Below are 18,489 nucleotides of genomic sequence, written 5' to 3' on the forward strand. Positions count from 1 at the left end.
CGCGTCAGTCCAGCAGGGCCTTCGTCCACTGGTCGGTGCGGCGTTCGGTGTATTCAGCGTCGTTGCGCCAGGCGTCGCCGTGCCCGGTCCGCCAGTGCGTCGTCCAGGGTTGCACCCCGAGCGCGGCCTGGTCCCGCAGGAAGTCGTGCATCGCCCGGGCCCGCGCGGGCAGCAACGGCACCAGATCGCGGCGCTGCCGCTCGTCCAGCCCGTAGGCGTCCACGAGGGCGCGCAGGCGCTGCCCCGCGTCGGCGCGCTGCCAGTCGGGGTGCGCCGACAGCGGGACGAAGCCGTGCGCCGCGTAGGCGAGATCCCACAGGCGTGATCCCGGACCGGCGTTGTCCCAGTCGATGACGACCCACCGGTCGCCGATCACGAGGTTCCACGGCGCGAGGTCGTGGTGCACGATCATGTCGTCCCGGTCGGCTGGGATCAGGACGCCCCACCGCGCGTCCGGCGGCGGGGTGAACGTCGCGAGCGCGTCGTGCAGCTCGCGCGCCAGCCGGCCCACCCGGGCGAGCCGGTCCAGCGGTTCGAGCAGGTCGAAGCGGTGCGGCCAGGGCACCTCACCCGCCGCGTAGGTGAGCACCTCCCGCCCCCGCTCGTCGATCCCGAGCGGCCGGGGAGCGCCCCGGAAACCGACCGACCAGAGGTGGTCGAGCAGCGCGTGCACCGACGGGGTCCAGGGACCGGCCGGCCGGCGCACGGTGTCCCCGACCCGCACCACGCCCGCCGACACGTTCCCGCCCGCGAGCGGGACCTCCTCGGCGCTCATCGGCCCACGGTCCCGTCCGCGACCCGGAAGGCCCGCCGGTACGCCGACGGCGAGGTCCTCATCGCCCGCGCGAAGTGGTGCCGGTAGGTGACCGCGCTCTCGAAGCCCGTCGCGGCGGCGATCTCGTCGATCGGCGCGGTTGTCGTCTCGAGCAGCGCCAGGCTCGCCTGGATCCGCTGCGCGACCAGCCACCGGATCGGGCTGGTTCCGCTGGCGAGCTTGAAGTGGCGCAGGTAGGTGCGGGTCGACATGTGCGCCTGTCGGGCGAGTTCGCCGACGGTGAGGGGCCGGTCGAGGTTGCTCATCGCCCACGCCATGCTCCGGCTGATCCGGTCGTCGTCGTGACCGACCGCGACCGGGGCCTCGATGAACTGCGCCTGTCCGCCGTCGCGGTGCGGCGGGATGACCAGCCGGCGGGCCACCGCGTTGGCGACGGAGGGGCCGAAGTCGGTGCGGATCAGATGGACGCACAGGTCGAGTCCGGCCGCGCTGCCGGCGCTGCTCAGCACGCCGTCGTCGTCGACGTAGAGCACGTCCGGGTCGACCCGGACCAGGGGGAAACGTTTCTGCAGCAGCTCCGCGTAGCGCCAGTGGGTGGTGGCGCGTCGGCCGTCGAGCAGCCCGGCGGCGGCCAGCGCGAAGGCGCCCGAACAGATCGAGACGATCCGGGCGCCCCGTCGGCGGGCCCGCCGCAGCGCGGCGGTCACCGCGGGCGAGGGCGCGCCGTGCACGTCGCCGACCCCGGGCACGATCACGGTCTGCGCCGCCTCGAACACCTCCAGCCCGTTGGCGGTGGACAGCGTGGCGCCGCCGAGCATCCGGACCGGCTCCGGGCGCTCGGCGCACACCGCGAGGTCGTACCAGTCGACGTCGAGTTCCGGCCGGGGCAGCCCGAACACCTCCGTCACGATGCCCAGCTCGAAGGCGGACATCCCGTCGTAGGCCAGCACCGCCACGCTCCGGCCGGCATCGTACGTTGCGGGTGCCACGGTCATGGCGCGAACTTAGCGGATGTCGGCACTGTCGCCACTGCCCGCCGGGCGACGGTTCGGCAAGCATCGAGGGCATGTCTTCCGTACTCTCCGTCGCCCCGGCCGATCCCGCCGCCGCGGCCGCACACTTCGCCGCCCGACTGCGCTTCGAGACCGACGTCAGCGACGTGCACGCCGATCTGCACGCCGCCGTGGCCGGGTTGCTCGTGGTGGACTCGCGCAGTGCGCAGGCGTGGGACCAGGGCCACCTGCCCGGTGCCGTGCACCTGCCCACCGCGGAGATCCCGGCGCGGGCGGCGGACCTGGTCCCGCCGGGCGCGGTGGTCGTCACCTACTGCTGGGGGCCGGGTTGCAACGGCGCCACGCGTGCCGCGCTGGCCTTCGCCCGACTCGGTCACCAGGTCAAGGAGATGCTCGGCGGCTACGAGTACTGGGTGCGGGAGGGGTTCCCGGTGGAGAGCGCCGCCGGTGTGGTCAGCCGGCCGGTCGACCCGTTGACGGCACCGCTGCGGCCGGCGGCGGGCTGTGGTTGCTGAGACATCCGCCGACGGGCCGGCCGGTCATACTGTTCCCGATGGCCGTGGTCGTGCGTACCGAAGATGGTTGTCGCCTGTGGGCCGACCAGGCCGGCGCCGGACCGCCGCTGGTGCTGTGTCACGGCGGTCCGGGCATGTGGGACTACCTCGGCCCGGTCGCCCGGCTGCTCGACGACCGCGTCCGGGTCATCCGGTGGGACCAGCGCGGTTGCGGGCGCTCCGAGCGGCGCGGACCGTACGCGATCGACCGTTTCGTGGCCGACCTCGACGCGGTCCGCGCGCAACTCGGTGGCCCGAGGGTCGCGCTGCTCGGCCATTCGTGGGGCGCGCACCTGGCCCTGCGGTACGCGCTCACGCACCCGGACCGGGTCAGTCACCTGATCTACGTCTCCGGCACCGGCATCGACCCCGAACGCGGCTGGCACCCGCACTACGAGCGGAATCTCCGGCGGCGGCTCGAACCGTATCGGGACCGGTGGGAGGCGCTGGGGGCCGGCCCGAACACCCCGGCGGTGGAACGCGAAAGGGCGGTCCTGCAATGGTCGGCCGACTTCGCCGACCCGGCCACCGCGCTCCGGCACGCCGAGGCCATGGCCACGCCCTGGCTGGGTCTCAACCGCGACTGCAACCAGGCCGTCAACGCCGAGGTGAAACGGGAGCTGAGAGAGGCCGACCTGGCCGCGCGGTGCCGAACGCTGGAGGTGCCGGTGCTGATCGTCGACGGACCGGAGGACATCCGCCCGCGCTGGGGCGTCGACTCCCTCCACCGGGCGCTGCCCCACGCGGGGCGGGTGAGTCTGGCCGGGGCCGGCCACCTGCCGTGGGTCGAGGATCCGCACGGCTTTCGTCACGCGGTGACCACCTTCCTGACGTGACACGGTGAGCGCCAACCCATCGACACACTGTCATTAATGGATGTTTGGCGGGTGTCGGCGGGCCGATCATCCTGGTCGGATGTCGGGACGGACATCGCCGTTCGACGATGACAGGAGGGACCGTGCGCACACCATCCCGTGCGTTGACGGGGACCACCGCGCTGCTCATGGCAGCCGGCATGGTCCTGACCGCCGCAGCCGGCGGTCAGGCGGCACCCCGGGAAGAGACCCGCACCGAGGCCTCACCCGACCACCTGCCGGGCGACCGGCACGACACCAAGGCCACCGACAACCGTAGGGGCCGCGTCGCGGCCAGCGCGCGACAGCGGGACCGGGCCGCCGCGCTCGGCGCGCGGGTCCGCTGGACCGACTTCGGTACGCCTGCCACGCTCACCTCGACCGGCAGGCCGCTCGCCACCGGCCTGCCCGCCGACCCGGCCGCCGCGGCCCGGGCGTACGTGGCGGCGAACCGCGACGTGCTCGGGCTGACCGCCGAGGGCGCCGCCGCGCTGGAGCAGTTGACGGTGGCGCCGATGGGGCAGGGCGCGACGGTGGTGTTCCGGCAGCGCTTCGGCGAGCTGCCGGCCGCCGTCGACGGCATCCTGGCGGTCGGCGTACGCCAGGGAGCGGTCTGGCACGTCAGCTCCTCGCTGGCGCGGGACGCCCAGGCGCCCGCGCCGGCCACGATCGACGCCGCGCAGGCGCGACGGGCCGCGATCGCGGACTCCGGCCGCGCCGACGCGCGGGTGTCGCGTACCTCCCTGGTCGCGGTGCCCACCGCGGACCGGGGGCCGCGCGCGGCGTGGGAGGTCGTGCTCGGCGCGGACACCACCGGCGCGGACCCGGCCGCCTACGCGACCTACGTGGACGCCCGCGACGGCGCCGTGCTGGTCCGCGAGGACCTGATCGACCACGCGGCGGACAACCCGTCCTGGGACGTCTTCCCGAACTCGCCCCGGGTCGACCGGTCCTCGGTCGACACCCGGGTGCGCTGGTGCGCCGCGCCGGCCGCCGGCTGCCGCGAGGTGGTCGGGGTGCCGGGGCAACCGGCGTGGGACGTGGACCCGGCGACCGGGGCGTCCACCACCACGACGAAGGGCAACAACGCGATCGCGGTGCAGAACTGGTTCAGCAACGACCCGTTCAGCGTCGGCACCGAGACCGCCACGCCGCGCCCGGACCGCACCTACGCCTACCCGTGGACCAACCAGTGGCAGGAGCGGCGCTGCGACCCGGAGGTGTTCACCTCGCCGCAGGCCAACGACATCGACGCGGCCCGGGCCAACCTGTTCGGCATGCACAACCGGATGCACGACTGGACCTACCACCTGGGCTTCACCGAGGACACCTGGAACCTCCAGCAGGACAACCTCGGTCGCGGCGGCCTCGGCGGCGACGCCGAGCAGGGCAACGCGCAGGCCGGCGGCGTCAGCGGCGGCCCGCCGACGTTCCCGGCGCGCAACAACGCCAACCAGATCACCCCGCCGGACGGCGTCGCGCCGACGACGAACATGTACCTGTGGCAGCCGGTCGCCGGCTCGTTCTACGCCCCCTGCGTGGACGGCGACTTCGACATGTCGGTGATCGCCCACGAGTACGGCCACGCGGTCACCAACCGCATGATCGCCGGCCCGAGCGCCGGGGTCAGCTCGCCGCAGGGCATGAGCGAGAGCTGGTCGGACCAGCTCGCCATGGAGTACCTGTTCGAGCACGGGTACGCCGCGCCGGGCCGGCGGGGCTTCACCATCGGCGAGTACACCACCCAGGACCCGAACGCGGGCATCCGCAACTACAACATGAGCGCCAGCCCGCTGAACTACTCGTCTGTCGACTACGACGTCACCGGTCTCCAGGTGCACGCCTCCGGCGAGGTGTGGAGCGCCACCAACACCGACATCCGGGCGGCCATGATGCGCCGCTGGGGCGCCGGCACGCCGGCGGTGCAGAAGGCGTGCGCGAACGGGCAACGGCCGGTGACCGCCTGCCCGGGCAACCGGCGCTGGATCCAGCTCGTCGTCGACTCGTTCCTGCTGATGGCGGTCAGTCAGGTCAGCATGGTCGACGCCCGGGACGCGATGCTCGCCGCCGACCGGATCCGCTTCGGCGGGGCCAACCAGGATCTGCTCTGGAACGGGTTCGCCGCGCGCGGCCTCGGCGAGAGCGCGGCCAGCGTCGGCAACGCCGACCCCGACCCCACCCCGGGCTTCACCTCGCCGTACGCCCGCGAGGGCTCGCTGCGGCTGCTGCCGCTCGGCGAGCGCGGGCCGGTGGCCGGGGCGCAGCTCTTCGTCGGGCGCTACCAGGCGCGGGCGGTGCCGGTCGCGGACACCGACGCGGCCACCCCGCTGACCGACCGGGTTCTCCTGGTGCCCGGCACCTACGAGTTCGTGGTCCGGGCGCCCGGCCACGGGCACGTCCGGGTCGGTCCGGTGACGGTTCGGGCCGGGCAGAACCGCACGCTGCCGGTGGTGCTGCCGACCAACCTGGCCTCTGCCGGCGCGGGGGCGACGGTCACCGGCGACGGGATCAACCTGCCGTCGATCGCCGACGACGACGAGGCCACGAACTGGGCCTCGCTCGCCGCGCCGGTGGCCGGGCGGCAGGTCACCGTGGACCTGGCCGGCGGGCTCCAGCAGGTACGCCGGGTGCAGGTCAGCGCCATGCTGCGGCCCCCGGTCGTCGGGGACGCCGACGCCGGCACGCAGAGCCGGTATTCGGCGGTGCGGCAGTTCCGGGTCCTGGCGTGCACCGCCACGGGCGCGGTGACCTGCGCCGAGGCGGCCGACTTCCGGCCGGTGTACACGAGCCGGCCGGACGCCTTCCCGGCGGTGGCGCCGCGGCCCCGGGCGCCGGAGCTGGTGCTGCGCTCGTTCGACATTCCGCGCACCGCGGCCACCCACCTGCGGGTCGAGGTGCTGACCAACCAGTGCACCGGCGGGCCGGACTACGCCGGTGAGCAGGACGCCGACCCGCGGGCGGCGACCGACTGCGCGACGGCGAGCCCGCAGGCGCAGAACGTGCGGATCGCCGAGTTCCAGGCGTTCGCGCGCTGAGCACGCGGCGGGGGGGGGCGGGGGGGCCCGCCCCCCCCCCCCCCCCGGGTTGACCCCCCCTTCGGGGGGGGGTCGCCCGGCGGGGGCGGGTACCCCGGCGTGGACTGTGTGGCGTGCGAGCTTGACCGTGTGCTCTGCGCTCGGGGGCGGGGGGGCGGGCGGCGGGTCCGGGCCACCCCCCCCGCCACCGGGTGTTCACCCGCGATTCGGGGCGTGGTCGCCGGGCGGGGGCTGTACGCCGGGCAGGATCCTGGTCAGACTGAGCGACGACCGGCAAACGACGTCGGTCGATGCCTTGCCGGCTCGCTCAAGGAGGATCCCTTGACCCCGTTCCGCGCCGTCGCCACCCGCGTCCGCCGCGCCCTGGCCGCGTCCGCCCTGGTCACCGCCGTGGCCGCCGCCGCGCTCGTGGCCCCCGCCACGGTCTCCACCCGGCTCGCCGAACCCGCCGACGCCGCCGTCTACAGCTCCTGCACGCTGTCGCGCTGCGCGGACGCGCGCACCGCGCGCTCCGGCTGGTCGGCGAAGAGCTTCCCGACCAGCCGCGGCTGGTACTCCTGGAGCGGCGGGCAGTGCAACTTCGCCGGTGGGCAGTTCTACAACCGCGAGGGCCAACTGCCCACCGGCGCCACCTACTACGAGTACGACGTCTACCCGCGCGCCTGCAACGCCTCGCGCGACGCGTACCGGATCGTGGTGAACAGGAGCACCGGGGCGACCTGGTTCTCACCCGACCACTACGCCAACTTCTACCGGCTCTGAGTTCCGTCGGCGCCGGCCCTCCCGGCCGGCGCCGGCCTTCGGAAAGGACGGATTCCATGGCTGGAGCGCCGCCGCAGCCGCCGGGCTGGCTCACGCTCGACGCCGGCTCGGCGCCGGAGCCGGCGGGCGTGCCGGTGCCCGGTGCGGCCGCCCGCACCCGGGCGGCGCTGCACGAGGCGCTCGCCGGGGCGGTTCCGCTGCCCGACTGGTACGGCCGCAACTGGGACGCGCTCGCCGACGTCCTCGCCGACCGGCTCGACGAGGGGCCGCTCACCCTCGTCGTGCGCGACGCGGCGGACCTGCTCGCCGACGAGCCGCCCGCCCAGTTCGGCACGCTGCTCGACGTGCTCGGCGCGGCGGCCGCCGGCGGTCACGCCGCCCTGCGGGTGGTCCTGCGAGATCACCCCGACCGGCTGCCCTCCCTGCGTGACCGCATCACCGCCGCCCTGGGCGCTCCCGACCACACCTGACTCTCCACCGCTTCGCCCCCGTTCCGCCGGACCGCCGAGCGACCAAGGAGTGCGCGCCATCGCGGACCCGGGACGCCGACACAAACTCCGTGATCACACCGATGGTGCCGGTGGCGGGTGGGGAGCGTGCGTCGACCATGAAGTTGACGGGGGCGGAGAGCGCTTTCCAGGCGGTCAACTTCATGATCAACGGGCGTGGCGAGGGGGAGGGGGTCAGTTGGGGTGGTCGAGGATGGCGCTGAAGCGTTCCTCGGCGAGGTCGAGCTGGGCGAAGATGTGGCGCTTGACCGGGGCGGACAGGGGGGTGTCGGCTCGGGCGATCAGCTCGCGGAAGACCGGCACCAGCGGGCGGTACTTGGCGGCCGACCGGGCCACCTTGGGGCCGACCGTGTGGATCACGCCGACGCCGTTGTCGGTGAAGTCCGACACCTTGATCACCCGGGCCCAGGGCTCCCGGTCCAGGCTGGCCGCCACGTGCTCCCGGTACTGCGCGTGCCGGTCCCGGTCCGGGTCGTACGCCGGGTTGGTGACCGCCGCGACGAGCCGCGCCACCCGTGGGCCGAAGCGGTCGGCGAGCGTGGCCAGCGCCGCCGCCGTGACGTCGGCGCCGGCCGGGGACGGGCCGGCCAGCTCGGCCGGGTGGTCCTCCACCGCGTCGTGCAGCAGCCCGGCGACGATCACGTCCACGTCCCGCACCTGGTAGTGGTGCATCATCCGGATCGCCACCCGCAGCAGGTGGTTCAGGTAGGGCTCGCGGACCCGCCGGTCGTCGCGGTGCAGGTCGGCGGCGAGGTCCAGCGCCCCGGTCAGCCGGTCCCGCGCGGCCTCGTCGAACGCGGTGATCTCCAGCCGGAAGCGGGCCAGCAGGCCGGGCTCGCCGTGGATCTCGGTGATCGCGTGCATCGGCATGGTGGCGAGGTACGCGGGGAAGTCCATGCCTCCCTTATAGCTGATCTTCGCTCCCCGCGGTTGTCGGCTGGCCGACGCGCGGCAGGTCGTCGCCGGTCAGCCGCTTCACCAGCCGCACGCAGGTGCCCTCCGGGGTGCCGACGATCGTCGCCTCGTCCATCACCCGAGCCATGATCAGCCGCCCCCGGCCCCGGTCGAGGCCGTCGTCGCCGTCGGCGGGCCGCCAGCCGCCGTGGTCGCGTACCTCGATCTCCAGCCGGTCGTCGCGCAGCTCGACCCGGAGCGTGGTGATCCCCTCGGGGGCGAACCGGTAGCCGTGCTCGATGGCGTTGGCGCACGCCTCGCCGGTGGCGATCAGCACCGTCTCCACGTCCCACTCGTCGACGCCCCGGGCCTGCAGCCAGTCGCGCAGCCGTTCCCGGGTGGGCGCGAGCCGGCCGGGATCGGCCGGGAGGTCGATGGTGAGGATCCGGCCGGCCGTCCCCTCCGTCACGTCCGGCCCTCCGTCCCGTGCCCGTCCCCGGGCCTGGGCGCCCACTCGCGCTGCCACCCCCTGCTGTCACCCTCTTGTCCCCGGTGGCGGCCGATTCATGCCACCCGCCGGCGAGTCCGTCAAAGGTGATCATCGCGCATCGCGGCCGGTGTGTCAGCCGACACCCCCGACGAACGGCGTCCGACCGGCGCCCCGAGGGGGTACGCCGGCCGGGCCGGGGTGCGAGCGGGTCAGAGCGGCAGCCGACCGGCGCCCGCCCAGGCGTCGACGACCAGCGGGACCAGCGGTGTCGGCAGCGGCGGCGCGGCACGCAGGGTCGGGGTCCACCCGGCGTCGCCGCCGAGGTCCGGGTCGTGGACCGCGTTGTACGCGGCGAGCAGGTCCACCGGCCGGGGCAGCCGGTCGCCGCGCCGCACCCAGCTCCCGCGCTCGGTGAGCGCGGTGCCGCCCCAGTCGTGGATCAGCTCCGCCGGGTCGACGTCGTCGGCAAGCGTGAAGAAGTTGTTCTCGGCGTGGATGGCGGACTGCACGCCGACACCGAGGGCGTACTCGAAGCCGGCGCCGCCGAGCCGGTAGTGGTTCTCGTGCACGTCGACCTGGCCGAAACGCACCCGGGGCAGCCGTTGCAGGTCCCCGTCGAAGAGGTTGTGGCGCACGGTGACCTTGAGCCGGTCGACGTCCGGGCCGACCGTGTTGGAGGAGCCGATCAGCATCAGCTTGTCCCGGCCGACGAACCGGTTCCAGGACGCGGTGACCAGGCTGGCGGTGTGCGTGACGTCGAGCGAGCCGTCGTGCACCTGCCAGGGCCGGCCGAAGTGGACCGGCTGGGCGCTGTCCGGGTTGTCCCCGTCGGTGAACGTGTTGTGGTCCACCCACACGTGCTCGCTGCGGCGCACCGAGATCTGGTCGTACTGGGAGTTCCAGTTCCCGGTGTCGCCGTCGGTGGGGGACCAGGCCGGGAAGCAGTCCCGGGCGTCGGCGAACTCCAGGTTGCGCACGATCACGTCGGTGACCCGGTCGATCATCAGGGTGAGCCCGGTGAGTTTCGCGCCGCGCAGCCCGACGATCGTGGTGTGGGAGCCGACGTTGATCTGCGTATGCGCGGTCTGCGCGGCCACCGAGCGGACCCGGGCCGCCTCCACCGGACCGCTCGGGTTCACCCGCCCCCAGACCGCCGGGTCGTACGCGGCGAGGTAGGCCGGCAGCGAGTATTCCGGGTCGGCCAGGTCGGCGCAGTCCAGGAGCGTGCCGTCGGGTCCCTCGAACCCGTCGATGGTGCCGGCCACGTACACGATCTTCGGGGTGGCGTCGGCGGCGTTCGTGGCGTTGTCGCCGCCGAGCGCGGCGACCAGTTCGGCGCGGGTCCGCACCACGCGTACCCGGTCGGCGGTCGCGGCCGCGCCGCCTGTGGTGCCGGCGCCCTCGGCGGCCCAGCCGTCGTTCGCCGGCAGCGCCTGCCGGCCGATCAGCTCGGCGGCCCGCGACGGGCGCGGCCCGGCGGGGGCGGCCGGCGCGGGCGCGGCGACGGTGAGGGTGAGGGCCGCCGCGAGGATGGCGGCGGGCCCGATTCGTCTGCGCATGACTCGTTCCGTCCTTCGGTCAGAGATGGTTGTCGTCGAGGTCCACCACGTACGGTCGGGTCGCCCACGGCACCCCGGCCTCGGACGGCAGCGCGCCGGTGTCCGCCGCCGCGCGCAGCACCTCGCCGACGCCGCGGATCACCCGCACCCGCTGCGGCCCGTCGCCGACAGTGCGCACCACGTCGCCGCCGAGCAGCGTCGGCTCCGGCGCGTCCCGCAGCGCGTCCAGCACCGCGGTGAACGGCCCGGTACGCGCCAACGGCGCGATCAGCGGCACGCCGCCGGCCCGGTGGTCGAGCAGGTTCGCCAGCAGCCCCTGCCGGCCGGGCACCACGCGCGGGCGGGCGTCCGAGGGCAGCCGCAGCCGGTCGGTCGGGTACTCCAGCACCGCGCGGCCCCGCCCGCCGGTGACCAGCACGTCGCCGGCGACGTGCTCCTCGGCGGCCAGGGTGAGCGCGGCCAGCACCGGCGGGCCGGCGTGCGGGGTGAGCCGCAGGACCGTGGTGTCGTCCACCTCGATCGGGCGTACCCGGTAGCGTTCCACCTCGATCCGGGCCGGCCGCACCGGTTCGCCGGTAACCGCCCCGGCCACCGCCAGGCACTGCATCAGCGCGTGCGCGAGCGGGTTGGCCAGCACCCCGTCGAGCGCCGGCCGGCCGTCCACCGACCGACGCCCGGCCCACGCCGAGCGGGCGTAGTAGGCGTCCGGGCGCTGCCACCCGGCGACCGTGGCGATGCCGGAGACCGGGCCGAGCCGGTCGGCGGCCAGCGCCCCGGTCAGCTCGGCCAGCGCGGCCGAGCCGAGCGCCTGGAAGTTGACCTGCACCGCCCGCCCGGCGGCGTCCGACGCGGCCAGCAGCGCCCGGTGCTCGGCCAGGTCGAGCACCGGCGGTTTCTCCAGCAGCAGGTCGGCGCCGGCGGCGAGCACGTCCCGGGCGATCGGCAGGTGGGTGTGCGGCGGCGTGCAGACCACCACCACGTCGGGGCGGGACGCGGCGAGCATCGCCCGGTGGTCGGTGAAGACGCCCGTGCCCGGCGGCGTCGGCGCGTCCGGCTCGTCCTCCTGCGGACGCACGTCGACCAGGGCGACCAGGCGCAGCCGGCCGGCGGCGTGCAGCGCGGCGATCACCCGCCGGTGCCAGCGCCCGTGCCCGTTCGCCCCGACAAGCGCCACCCGAGGCGGTCCGTCGGCGGTCACCGGGCACCGGCCAGGGTGGCCCGGACGCCGTGGCGCTCCAGCGCGGTCAGCCAGCCGGTCACGTCCGCGCGGAACTCCTCGTCGGCGGCCAGGTCGGCGGGGAAGACCTCGCGCACCGCGAAGACCGCGTCGACCACCCCGGCCGGCGTCCGCCGGCCCCGGGCGAGCGCGGCGCGCAGCCGGCCGGCGAGCGGGTCGTCCAGCGGCAGCGGCCGGCCGTCGTCGGCGTGGCCGAGCAGGAAGCGCAGCCAGGCCGCCACCACCAGCGCGCACCAGCGCGCCGACCGGCCGGCCGCGCGCAGGTCGGCGACCGTGTGCAGGACCCGTTGCGGCAGCTTCTGCGAGCCGTCCATGGCGACCTGCCAGGTGCGGTGCCGGATGGCCGGGTTGCCGAAGCGGGCCAGCACCTGCTCGCCGTACCCGGCGACGGAAACTCCGGGCGGCGGGGTGAAGCTCGGCGCGACCTCCTCGGCGAGCAGCCGGCGCAGCGTCGCGTCCAGGTGCGGCAGCGTCAGCGCCTCGGCCACCGTCTCCGCGCTGGCGAGGGCGCCCAGGTACGCGGTGGCCGAGTGCACGCCGTTGAGCGCGCGTAGTTTCAACCGCTCCCACGGACCGGCGTCGTCGGTGAGGATCGCCCCGGCCCGGTCCCAGGCGGGGCGGCCGCCGGGGAAGTCGTCCTCGATGACCCACTGCGACCACGGCTCGGCCTCCACCGCCGCCAGGTCGGTCACGCCGAGCGCCCGCCGGGCCGTCTGCCGGGTCGCGTCGGTGCTGGCCGGCACGATCCGGTCGACCATGGTGCCGGGGCAGGTGACCTGCGCCGCCACCCGGTCGCCTGTCGCGTCGGGCACCCGGGCCAGCGCCAGGCTCTGGTCGACGAGGGAGCGCAGCCGGCGTCCGTTGGCCGGCAGGTTGTCGCAGCTCACCAGCGCCAGCGGCCCGGCGTCGGCGGCGGCCCGGGCGAGCAGCCCGCGCACCAGCAGGCCGGGCACGGTGCGCGGCGGCCGGTCGGTGGTCAGGTCGGCGGTCAGCTCGGCGTCGGCGACAAGCGTGGCGGTCACCGGGTCGAGCTGGTACGCCTTCTCGGTCACGGTCAGCGTGACCACCCGGATCGCCGGGTCGGCGAGCAGCCGCACCACCGCGTCCGGGTCACCGGCGGCGTGCCGTACCCCGGCCAGCGCGCCGACCACCCGGGTCGACGCACCCTCGGCGGCGAGCGTGGTGACGCTGAACAGCGAATCCTGCGCGGCCAGCGCCTCGACCACGTCGGTGCTGCGCGGCGCGACGCCGACGATGCCCCAGTCGCCGCCGGCCGCGCCGACCGCCGCCTCGGTGTGCACGGCCTGGTGCGCCCGGTGGAACGCGCCGAGCCCGAGGTGGACGATGCCGGCCGGCACGGTGCCGGGGCGCAGCAGGGGCCGGCTCTCCTCGGGCAGCCGGCGCAGCGTGGCCAGGCCGAGCCGGGTGTCGACGGTCAGCGCCATGCCGGGCCGTCCGGGAAGCGGAACTCGGCGATCGACTCCGGCCGCATGGTGGCGCTGTAGCCGGGCGCGGTGGGCAGCAGGTAGCGCCCGTCGCGGGTGCGGACCGGGTCGACGAAGTGTTCGTGCAGGTGGTCCACGTACTCGACCATCCGGCCGTCCAGCCCGGTGCTCACCCGCAGGTGGTCGAAGACCGCGAGGTGCTGCACGTACTCGCAGAGTCCGACGCCGCCGGCGTGCGGGCAGACCGGCACTCCGAACTTCGCCGCCAGCAGCAGCTCGGCCAGCACCTCGTCGACGCCGCCGACCCGGCACGCGTCGACCTGCATCACGCCGATCGCCTCGGCCTGGAGCAACTGCTTGAAGATGACCCGGTTGGCGGCGACCTCGCCGGTGGCGACCCGGCACCGGCCGCCGGACAGCTCGGTCACCGCGCGGGCGATCCGGGCGTGCCCGAGCACGTCGTCGGCGTGCGTCGGCTCCTCGATCCAGTACGGGTCGACCTCGACGAGCGTCGCCATCGCGGCGATCGCCTCGTCCACGTCCCACACCTGGTTGGCGTCCATCATCAGCAGCGCGTCCGGGCCGATCTCGGCCCGGATGATCCGCGCTCGCCGCCTGTCGTCCTCGAGCCGCCCGCCGACCTTCATCTTCACCGCGCGCCACCCCGCCGCGTACGCGTCACGGGTCAGCGCCCGCACCCGCTCGTCCGGGTAGCCGAGCCACCCCACCGACGTGGTGTACGAGGGGAAACCGTCGCGCTCCAGCCCGGCGAGCCGGTCGGCGAGACCGTCGCGCCCCTTGTCGAGGATCGCCGCCGCCTCGTCCGGGGTGAGCGCGTCGGTGATGTGGTGGAAGTCCACGGTGGCCACCAGCTCGTCGGTGGGCATCTCGGCGAGGTAGCGCCACATCGGCTTGCCGGCCAGCTTGGCGCGCAGGTCCCAGACCGCGTTGACGAGCGCGCCGGTGGCCATGTGGATGACCCCCTTCTCCGGGCCGAGCCAGCGCAGTTGCACGTCGGCGGTGAGCGAGCGCCAGAACGCGACAGGCTCGGCGGCGATCTCGGCGACCGTGCGCCCGCGCACGTGGTGGGCGAGCGCGCGGACCGCCGCGCAGGTGATCTCGTTGCCCCGGCCGTTGGTGAAGGTGAACCCGGCGCCGGTCGGCCCGCCGTCGGTGGTCAGCTCCACGTAGGTGGCCGAGTAGTCGCCCCGGTTGATCGCGTCCGACCCGTCGCCGCTGGCGGCGGTGGGGAAGCGCACGTCGTGCACCGCGACGTCGACGATCCTGGTCATGACCGCTCACCTCCGAACTTGAAGACCTGCTTCGGCAGCCGGTAGGCCAGGTCGACGATGGTCTCTGCGGCCTCGTCCTCGGTCAGCCGGTGTTCGGCGACGAGGCGGGCCAGGAATCCGGCGTCGACCCGGCGGGCCACGTCGTGGCGTACCGGGATGGAGCAGAACGCGCGGGTGTCGTCGACGAACCCGGCGGTGTTGTAGAAGCCTGCGGTCTCGGTGACCGCCTCCCGGAACCGGCGCAGCACCTCCGGCGAGTCGAGGAACCACCACGGCGCGCCGAGGCGCAGCGCGGCGTAGCCGCCGGCCAGGGGTGCCAGCTCCCGGGTGAAGGTGTCCTCGTCGAGCGTGTAGAGCACCACGGTCAGCCGACTGTCGTTGCCGTGCGCGTCGAGCAGCGGGGCGAGCCCGTGCACGTAGTCGGTGGCCTGCGGCACGTCGCCGCCGACGTCGCGGCCGTGCCGGGCGTGCAGCAAGCGGTTGTGGTTGCGCACCGCGCCCGGGTGCACCTGCATCACCAGGCCGTCGTCGAGCGACATCCGGGCGAACTCCAGCAGCATGTGCGCCCGGAACGCCTCCGCGTCGCCCGCGTCGGCGAGGCCACGCCGGCCCTTGTCGTACAGCGCCGCGGCCTGAGCCGGATCGAGGTCGAGGGTACGGGCGGTCGGGTGGCCGTGGTCCGACGAGGTGGCGCCGGCCGCGACGAACGCCGACCGGCGCTGCCGCAGCGCGGCCAGGTAGCCGGCGTACGTGCCGGTGTCCTCGCCGGAGACCTCGGCGAGCCGGTCCACGTTCGCCGCCCAGCCGTCGAACTCCATGTCCACCACGTCGTCCGGGCGGAACGTGGTGACCACCCGGCCGCCCGGCCCGCCCCAGCCGTCGGCGGCGAGCTTGGCGTGCCGGCCCAGGTCGTCCAGGGGCGACTCGGTGGTGGCGAGCACCTCGATGCCGAAGCGGGTGAACAGCTCCCGCGGCCGGAACGCCGGCTCGGCGAGGCGGGCGGCGAGCGCGTCGTAGACGGCGTCGGCGGTGGCCGGGGACAGCGGGGTGTCCACGCCGAACACGTTGCGGAACGTCTGCTCCAGCCACAGCTTCGACGGGGTGCCCCGGAACAGGTGCCAGTGCGCGGCGAAGCGCCGCCAGACGGTCCGCCCGTCGGTCTCGACCGGGCTGCCGTCGACGCTGGGCACGCCGAGGTCGGCCGGGGGCACGCCCTGGCTGAGCAGCATCCGGGTCAGGTAGTGGTCGGGCACGATCAGCAGCCGGGCCGGGTCGGGGAACGGGCGGTCCTCGGCCAGCAGCGCCGGGTCGACGTGCCCGTGCGGGGAGATGATCGGCTGCTCGGCGGCCAGCGCGTACAGCTCGCGGGCCAGCGCGCGCTGGCCGGGCTCGGCGGGCAGGAGCAGGTCGCTGGGGGAGATGATCGGCACGGGGGAGGGCTCCTCGGTCAGGGCAGGGTGAGCAGGTCGGCGACCCGGACGGGCGCGCCGGTCTCCAGCGAGCGGTTGGCGGCCAGGCCGGTGAGCAGCGCCAGCGCCCCGTCGTACGCGGTGGCGGCGCGGCCCATCGGGTCGGTCTCGCCGCCGAGCAGCACCCGGGTCATCCGGGCGTCCGCGCCGCCGTGCCCGCCCCGGGTCCAGCCGTCCACGCCGATCTCGACCGGCGGCTGCCAGAACGGGCGCAGCGTGAGCCGGGCCGCGCCCCGCTCCTCGGCCGCCTCGTCGCCGTGCAGTGCCGCGCCCTTGAGCGCGGACGCGCCGCCGGGGCTGACGTGGTCGCTCTCGGTGACCTCCAGTTCGAGGCGCCCGCGGCTGCCGTTGACCATCACCCGGTAGCCCTCCCAGGGGGCGTACGCGGTGAGGTGGTAGGTCATCGTGGCGCCGGTGGAGTAGCGGGCCAGCACCGCCAGGTCGTCCTCGATGGTCACGCCGGGGGCGAACACGTTGCGGTCCCGGTGGTAGCCGTCCTCGGCCTCCGCGTCGAGGTACAGCTCGCGCAGCCGGGGGTGCTCGGCCAGCCGCAGCGCGAAGGGGTCGTCGGCGGCGGCCGGTGCGCCGTGCGCCCGGTCGTAGTCGCGGGCGTAGCTGTGCCGGCGGCCGTCCTCGCCGTAGAAGAACAGCCGGCCGGCGGCGTGCACCTCGACCGGGCGGGCGTCGAGCCACCAGTTGACCAGGTCGAAGTGGTGGCTGGCCTTGTGCACCAGCAGGCCGCCGGAGGTGGCCTTGTCGCGGTGCCAGCGACGGAAGTAGTCGGCGCCGTGACGCACGTCGAGCAGCCACTCGAAGTGCACCGAGCCGATCTCGCCCACCGCGCCGTCGGCGAGCAGCCGCCGGACCTGCTCGTGCAGCGGGTTGTAGCGGTAGTTGAACGCCACCGTCACCCGCCGGCCGGTCTCCGCGACCGCGTCCAGGATGCGCCGGCAGCGCACCGCGTCGACGGTCATCGGCTTCTCGGTGACCACGTCGCAGCCGGCGCGCAGCGCCGCCGTCACGTACTCGTCGTGGGTGACGTCGACGCTCGTCACCAGCACCACGTCGACGCGTTCCTTCGCCAGCATCGCGGCGAAGTCGGCGGCGGCGTAGGTGGGCACCGAGGGGTGGCCCAGCTCGGCCAGCCAGCGGTTGTGCGCGTCCATCCTCGTCCGGTTGACGTCGGCGAGCGCGACCAGCTCGGCGGTGTCGGCGTGGTCGAGCGCGAGCGATCGGAGGAACATCTCGGCGCGTGCCCCGGCGCCGACCAGGGCGTGTCGGACCCGTTTCCGGGTCGGTGGTGACATGACGTCGGCCTCCCGCGGTGCTGCAAAGGTTTGCAGCCGAAGAAACCACGCCGGTTGACACGTCGTCAACGGTCGATGGCTATCCCGCCCTATGAATCCACTTTCGCGCGCTTTTATGCACCCACCGGGAGTGCCGCTGCAATCGAGCCGTAATAATGGACCGTTGACACCGGAGCAACCGTTTGCATTAATTGGCGACACCCACGTGACCCCCACCACATCGGACGAGGGAGCCCGCCGTGCCAGCCACCATCCGGGACGTCGCCCGGGCCTCCGGCGTGCACATCTCCACCGTCTCCCGCACGTTCTCGGCCCCGCACCTGGTCAACCCGGAGACCCGGGTCCGGGTGCTGGCCTGCGCGGAGGACCTCGGCTACCGCCCCAACCGGGCCGCCCGCGCCCTGATCACCGGCCGGACGCACAACATCGGCCTGATCGTGGCCGACATCGCCAACCCGTTCTTCCCGCCGCTGATCAAGGCGGCGGAGGGGCAGGCCCGGCACCGCGACTACCACGTGTTCGTGGCCGACACCAACGAAGACCCGGTCGCCGAGGAGGACCTGGTCCACGCGCTCGCCAAGCAGGTCGACGGCGTCCTGCTGTGCAGCCCCCGGATGAGCAACAGCCTGATCGAGCAGGTCAGCCGCGAGGTCCCGGTGGTGGTGATAAACCGCCAGGTCGCCGGCCTGCCCTGCGTGATGATGGACGTCGGGCAGGGCGCGCGGGCCGCGGTCGAGCACCTGCTCGGCCTCGGCCACCGGCGGATCGCGCTGCTCGGCGGCCCGCGCGGCTCCTGGACCAACCGGGAGATGCGCCGGGCCGCGGCCGCCGCCGCCCGGGGCGGCGGCGCGGACCTGACCGTGCTCGGGCCCAACCAGCCCACCGAGACCGGCGGCGGCGCGACGGCCGAGGCGGTACGCCGCAGCGGCGTCACCGCCGTGCTCGCCTACAACGACCTGATGGCGCTCGGCCTGATCGAGGGGCTCGACGCGCTCGGGCTGCGGGTGCCGCAGGACGTCAGCGTGATCGGCGTCGACGACATCGCGCTGAGCCGGCTCACCCGCCCCAAGTTGACGACGGTGGCCACGCCGACCGCGGCCGCCGGCCGGACGGCCGTCGACATGCTGCTGCAACACGACTCCGACGCGCCGCGCGGCGCCCGGGGCCGGGGCGCGGCAGCCGGCGACCGTCGCACCACCGCACAGGTAATGCTGCAGACCGTACTGGTCGTCCGCGACTCGACCGGGCCCGTTCCCGAGCCCGGTCGGAACGGCGCCGGGGCCTGACGAGGTGG

General features: G+C 74.7%; 16 protein-coding genes. 6 read left to right on the top strand and 10 right to left on the bottom strand.

What is annotated here, in order from left to right:
- Positions 1-4: 4 nt before the first annotated feature.
- Together ACIA5A_RS07420 and ftrA are read right to left on the bottom strand one after the other, a co-directional pair.
- On the bottom strand, positions 5-775 hold the full coding sequence (locus tag ACIA5A_RS07420; RefSeq protein ID WP_396757512.1) for a phosphotransferase: 771 nt from the start codon (positions 773-775) through the stop codon (positions 5-7).
- Positions 772-1,770, bottom strand: coding sequence for a transcriptional regulator FtrA (gene ftrA, locus ACIA5A_RS07425; RefSeq protein ID WP_396757515.1), 999 nt, complete (start codon positions 1,768-1,770; stop codon positions 772-774). The genes ACIA5A_RS07420 and ftrA overlap by 4 nt, the downstream gene beginning before the upstream one ends.
- 71 nt (positions 1,771-1,841) lie before the next feature.
- Between ftrA and ACIA5A_RS07430 the strand changes: the two genes are divergently transcribed.
- The 5 genes from ACIA5A_RS07430 to ACIA5A_RS07450 all read left to right on the top strand — a co-directional run bounded on the left by ACIA5A_RS07430 (position 1,842) and on the right by ACIA5A_RS07450 (position 7,463).
- Complete coding sequence (locus ACIA5A_RS07430) at positions 1,842-2,303, top strand: rhodanese-like domain-containing protein (RefSeq protein ID WP_396757518.1); 462 nt, start codon at positions 1,842-1,844, stop codon at positions 2,301-2,303.
- Between the two features lie 38 nt (positions 2,304-2,341).
- Positions 2,342-3,178 carry an alpha/beta fold hydrolase gene (locus tag ACIA5A_RS07435; RefSeq protein WP_396757521.1) on the top strand — a complete coding sequence of 279 codons (837 nt, stop codon included), beginning with the start codon at positions 2,342-2,344 and terminating at the stop codon, positions 3,176-3,178.
- A gap of 143 nt (positions 3,179-3,321) precedes the next feature.
- Positions 3,322-6,231 carry a M36 family metallopeptidase gene (locus ACIA5A_RS07440; RefSeq protein WP_396757524.1) on the top strand — a complete coding sequence of 970 codons (2,910 nt, stop codon included), beginning with the start codon at positions 3,322-3,324 and terminating at the stop codon, positions 6,229-6,231.
- Positions 6,232-6,552: 321 nt separating this feature from the next.
- Positions 6,553-6,993: a ribonuclease domain-containing protein gene (locus tag ACIA5A_RS07445; protein ID WP_396757527.1), complete on the top strand. Its 441-nt coding sequence runs from the start codon at positions 6,553-6,555 to the stop codon at positions 6,991-6,993.
- Between the two features lie 56 nt (positions 6,994-7,049).
- Entirely contained in the window at positions 7,050-7,463 is a 414-nt protein-coding gene (locus ACIA5A_RS07450; RefSeq protein WP_396757530.1) for a barstar family protein, read from the top strand.
- A 213-nt stretch (positions 7,464-7,676) separates the two neighbouring features.
- Here ACIA5A_RS07450 and ACIA5A_RS07455 read toward each other — a convergent pair whose 3' ends face one another.
- From ACIA5A_RS07455 to ACIA5A_RS07490, 8 genes are all read right to left on the bottom strand, one after another.
- Positions 7,677-8,399, bottom strand: coding sequence for an HD domain-containing protein (locus ACIA5A_RS07455; protein ID WP_396757533.1), 723 nt, complete (start codon positions 8,397-8,399; stop codon positions 7,677-7,679).
- 7 nt (positions 8,400-8,406) lie between these two features.
- Entirely contained in the window at positions 8,407-8,865 is a 459-nt protein-coding gene (locus ACIA5A_RS07460; protein WP_396757536.1) for an ATP-binding protein, read from the bottom strand.
- A 230-nt stretch (positions 8,866-9,095) separates the two neighbouring features.
- On the bottom strand, positions 9,096-10,445 hold the full coding sequence (locus tag ACIA5A_RS07465; RefSeq protein WP_396757539.1) for a polysaccharide lyase family 1 protein: 1,350 nt from the start codon (positions 10,443-10,445) through the stop codon (positions 9,096-9,098).
- Between the two features lie 19 nt (positions 10,446-10,464).
- Positions 10,465-11,643 carry a Gfo/Idh/MocA family protein gene (locus tag ACIA5A_RS07470; protein WP_396757541.1) on the bottom strand — a complete coding sequence of 393 codons (1,179 nt, stop codon included), beginning with the start codon at positions 11,641-11,643 and terminating at the stop codon, positions 10,465-10,467.
- Positions 11,640-13,127 (bottom strand): mannitol dehydrogenase family protein, encoded by a 1,488-nt coding sequence (locus tag ACIA5A_RS07475; RefSeq protein WP_396757544.1) that lies wholly within the window; start codon positions 13,125-13,127, stop codon positions 11,640-11,642. Before ACIA5A_RS07475 ends, ACIA5A_RS07470 begins: the two co-directional genes overlap by 4 nt.
- Complete coding sequence (locus tag ACIA5A_RS07480; RefSeq protein WP_396757547.1) at positions 13,118-14,419, bottom strand: enolase C-terminal domain-like protein; 1,302 nt, start codon at positions 14,417-14,419, stop codon at positions 13,118-13,120. The genes ACIA5A_RS07475 and ACIA5A_RS07480 overlap by 10 nt, the downstream gene beginning before the upstream one ends.
- Positions 14,416-15,849: a glucuronate isomerase gene (gene uxaC / locus ACIA5A_RS07485; protein WP_396757550.1), complete on the bottom strand. Its 1,434-nt coding sequence runs from the start codon at positions 15,847-15,849 to the stop codon at positions 14,416-14,418. The genes ACIA5A_RS07480 and uxaC overlap by 4 nt, the downstream gene beginning before the upstream one ends.
- A gap of 17 nt (positions 15,850-15,866) precedes the next feature.
- The gene (locus ACIA5A_RS07490) at positions 15,867-17,195 is read right to left on the bottom strand and encodes a Gfo/Idh/MocA family protein (RefSeq protein WP_396757553.1); all 1,329 of its coding nucleotides are present in this window, start codon (positions 17,193-17,195) and stop codon (positions 15,867-15,869) included.
- Between the two features lie 239 nt (positions 17,196-17,434).
- Here ACIA5A_RS07490 and ACIA5A_RS07495 point away from each other — a divergent pair, with 239 nt between their 5' ends.
- On the top strand, positions 17,435-18,481 hold the full coding sequence (locus tag ACIA5A_RS07495; RefSeq protein WP_396757556.1) for a LacI family DNA-binding transcriptional regulator: 1,047 nt from the start codon (positions 17,435-17,437) through the stop codon (positions 18,479-18,481).
- Positions 18,482-18,489 lie beyond the last annotated feature (8 nt).

This window comes from Micromonospora sp. NPDC051300 (assembly GCF_044455315.1).
Taxonomy (GTDB): domain Bacteria; phylum Actinomycetota; class Actinomycetes; order Mycobacteriales; family Micromonosporaceae; genus Micromonospora; species Micromonospora robiginosa.

Bases quoted from the DNA above. Each gene is read 5' to 3' on its own strand.
- ACIA5A_RS07455 (WP_396757533.1), bottom strand. From the start codon at position 8,399: ATGGACTTCCCCGCGTACCTCGCCACCATGCCGATGCACGCGATCACC.
- ACIA5A_RS07490 (WP_396757553.1), bottom strand. From the start codon at position 17,195: ATGTCACCACCGACCCGGAAACGGGTCCGACACGCCCTGGTCGGCGCC.
- ACIA5A_RS07435 (WP_396757521.1), top strand. From the start codon at position 2,342: ATGGCCGTGGTCGTGCGTACCGAAGATGGTTGTCGCCTGTGGGCCGAC.
- ACIA5A_RS07475 (WP_396757544.1), bottom strand. From the start codon at position 13,127: ATGGCGCTGACCGTCGACACCCGGCTCGGCCTGGCCACGCTGCGCCGG.
- ACIA5A_RS07430 (WP_396757518.1), top strand. From the start codon at position 1,842: ATGTCTTCCGTACTCTCCGTCGCCCCGGCCGATCCCGCCGCCGCGGCC.
- ftrA (WP_396757515.1), bottom strand. From the start codon at position 1,770: ATGACCGTGGCACCCGCAACGTACGATGCCGGCCGGAGCGTGGCGGTG.
- ACIA5A_RS07480 (WP_396757547.1), bottom strand. From the start codon at position 14,419: ATGACCAGGATCGTCGACGTCGCGGTGCACGACGTGCGCTTCCCCACC.
- ACIA5A_RS07420 (WP_396757512.1), bottom strand. From the start codon at position 775: ATGAGCGCCGAGGAGGTCCCGCTCGCGGGCGGGAACGTGTCGGCGGGC.
- ACIA5A_RS07450 (WP_396757530.1), top strand. From the start codon at position 7,050: ATGGCTGGAGCGCCGCCGCAGCCGCCGGGCTGGCTCACGCTCGACGCC.
- ACIA5A_RS07465 (WP_396757539.1), bottom strand. From the start codon at position 10,445: ATGCGCAGACGAATCGGGCCCGCCGCCATCCTCGCGGCGGCCCTCACC.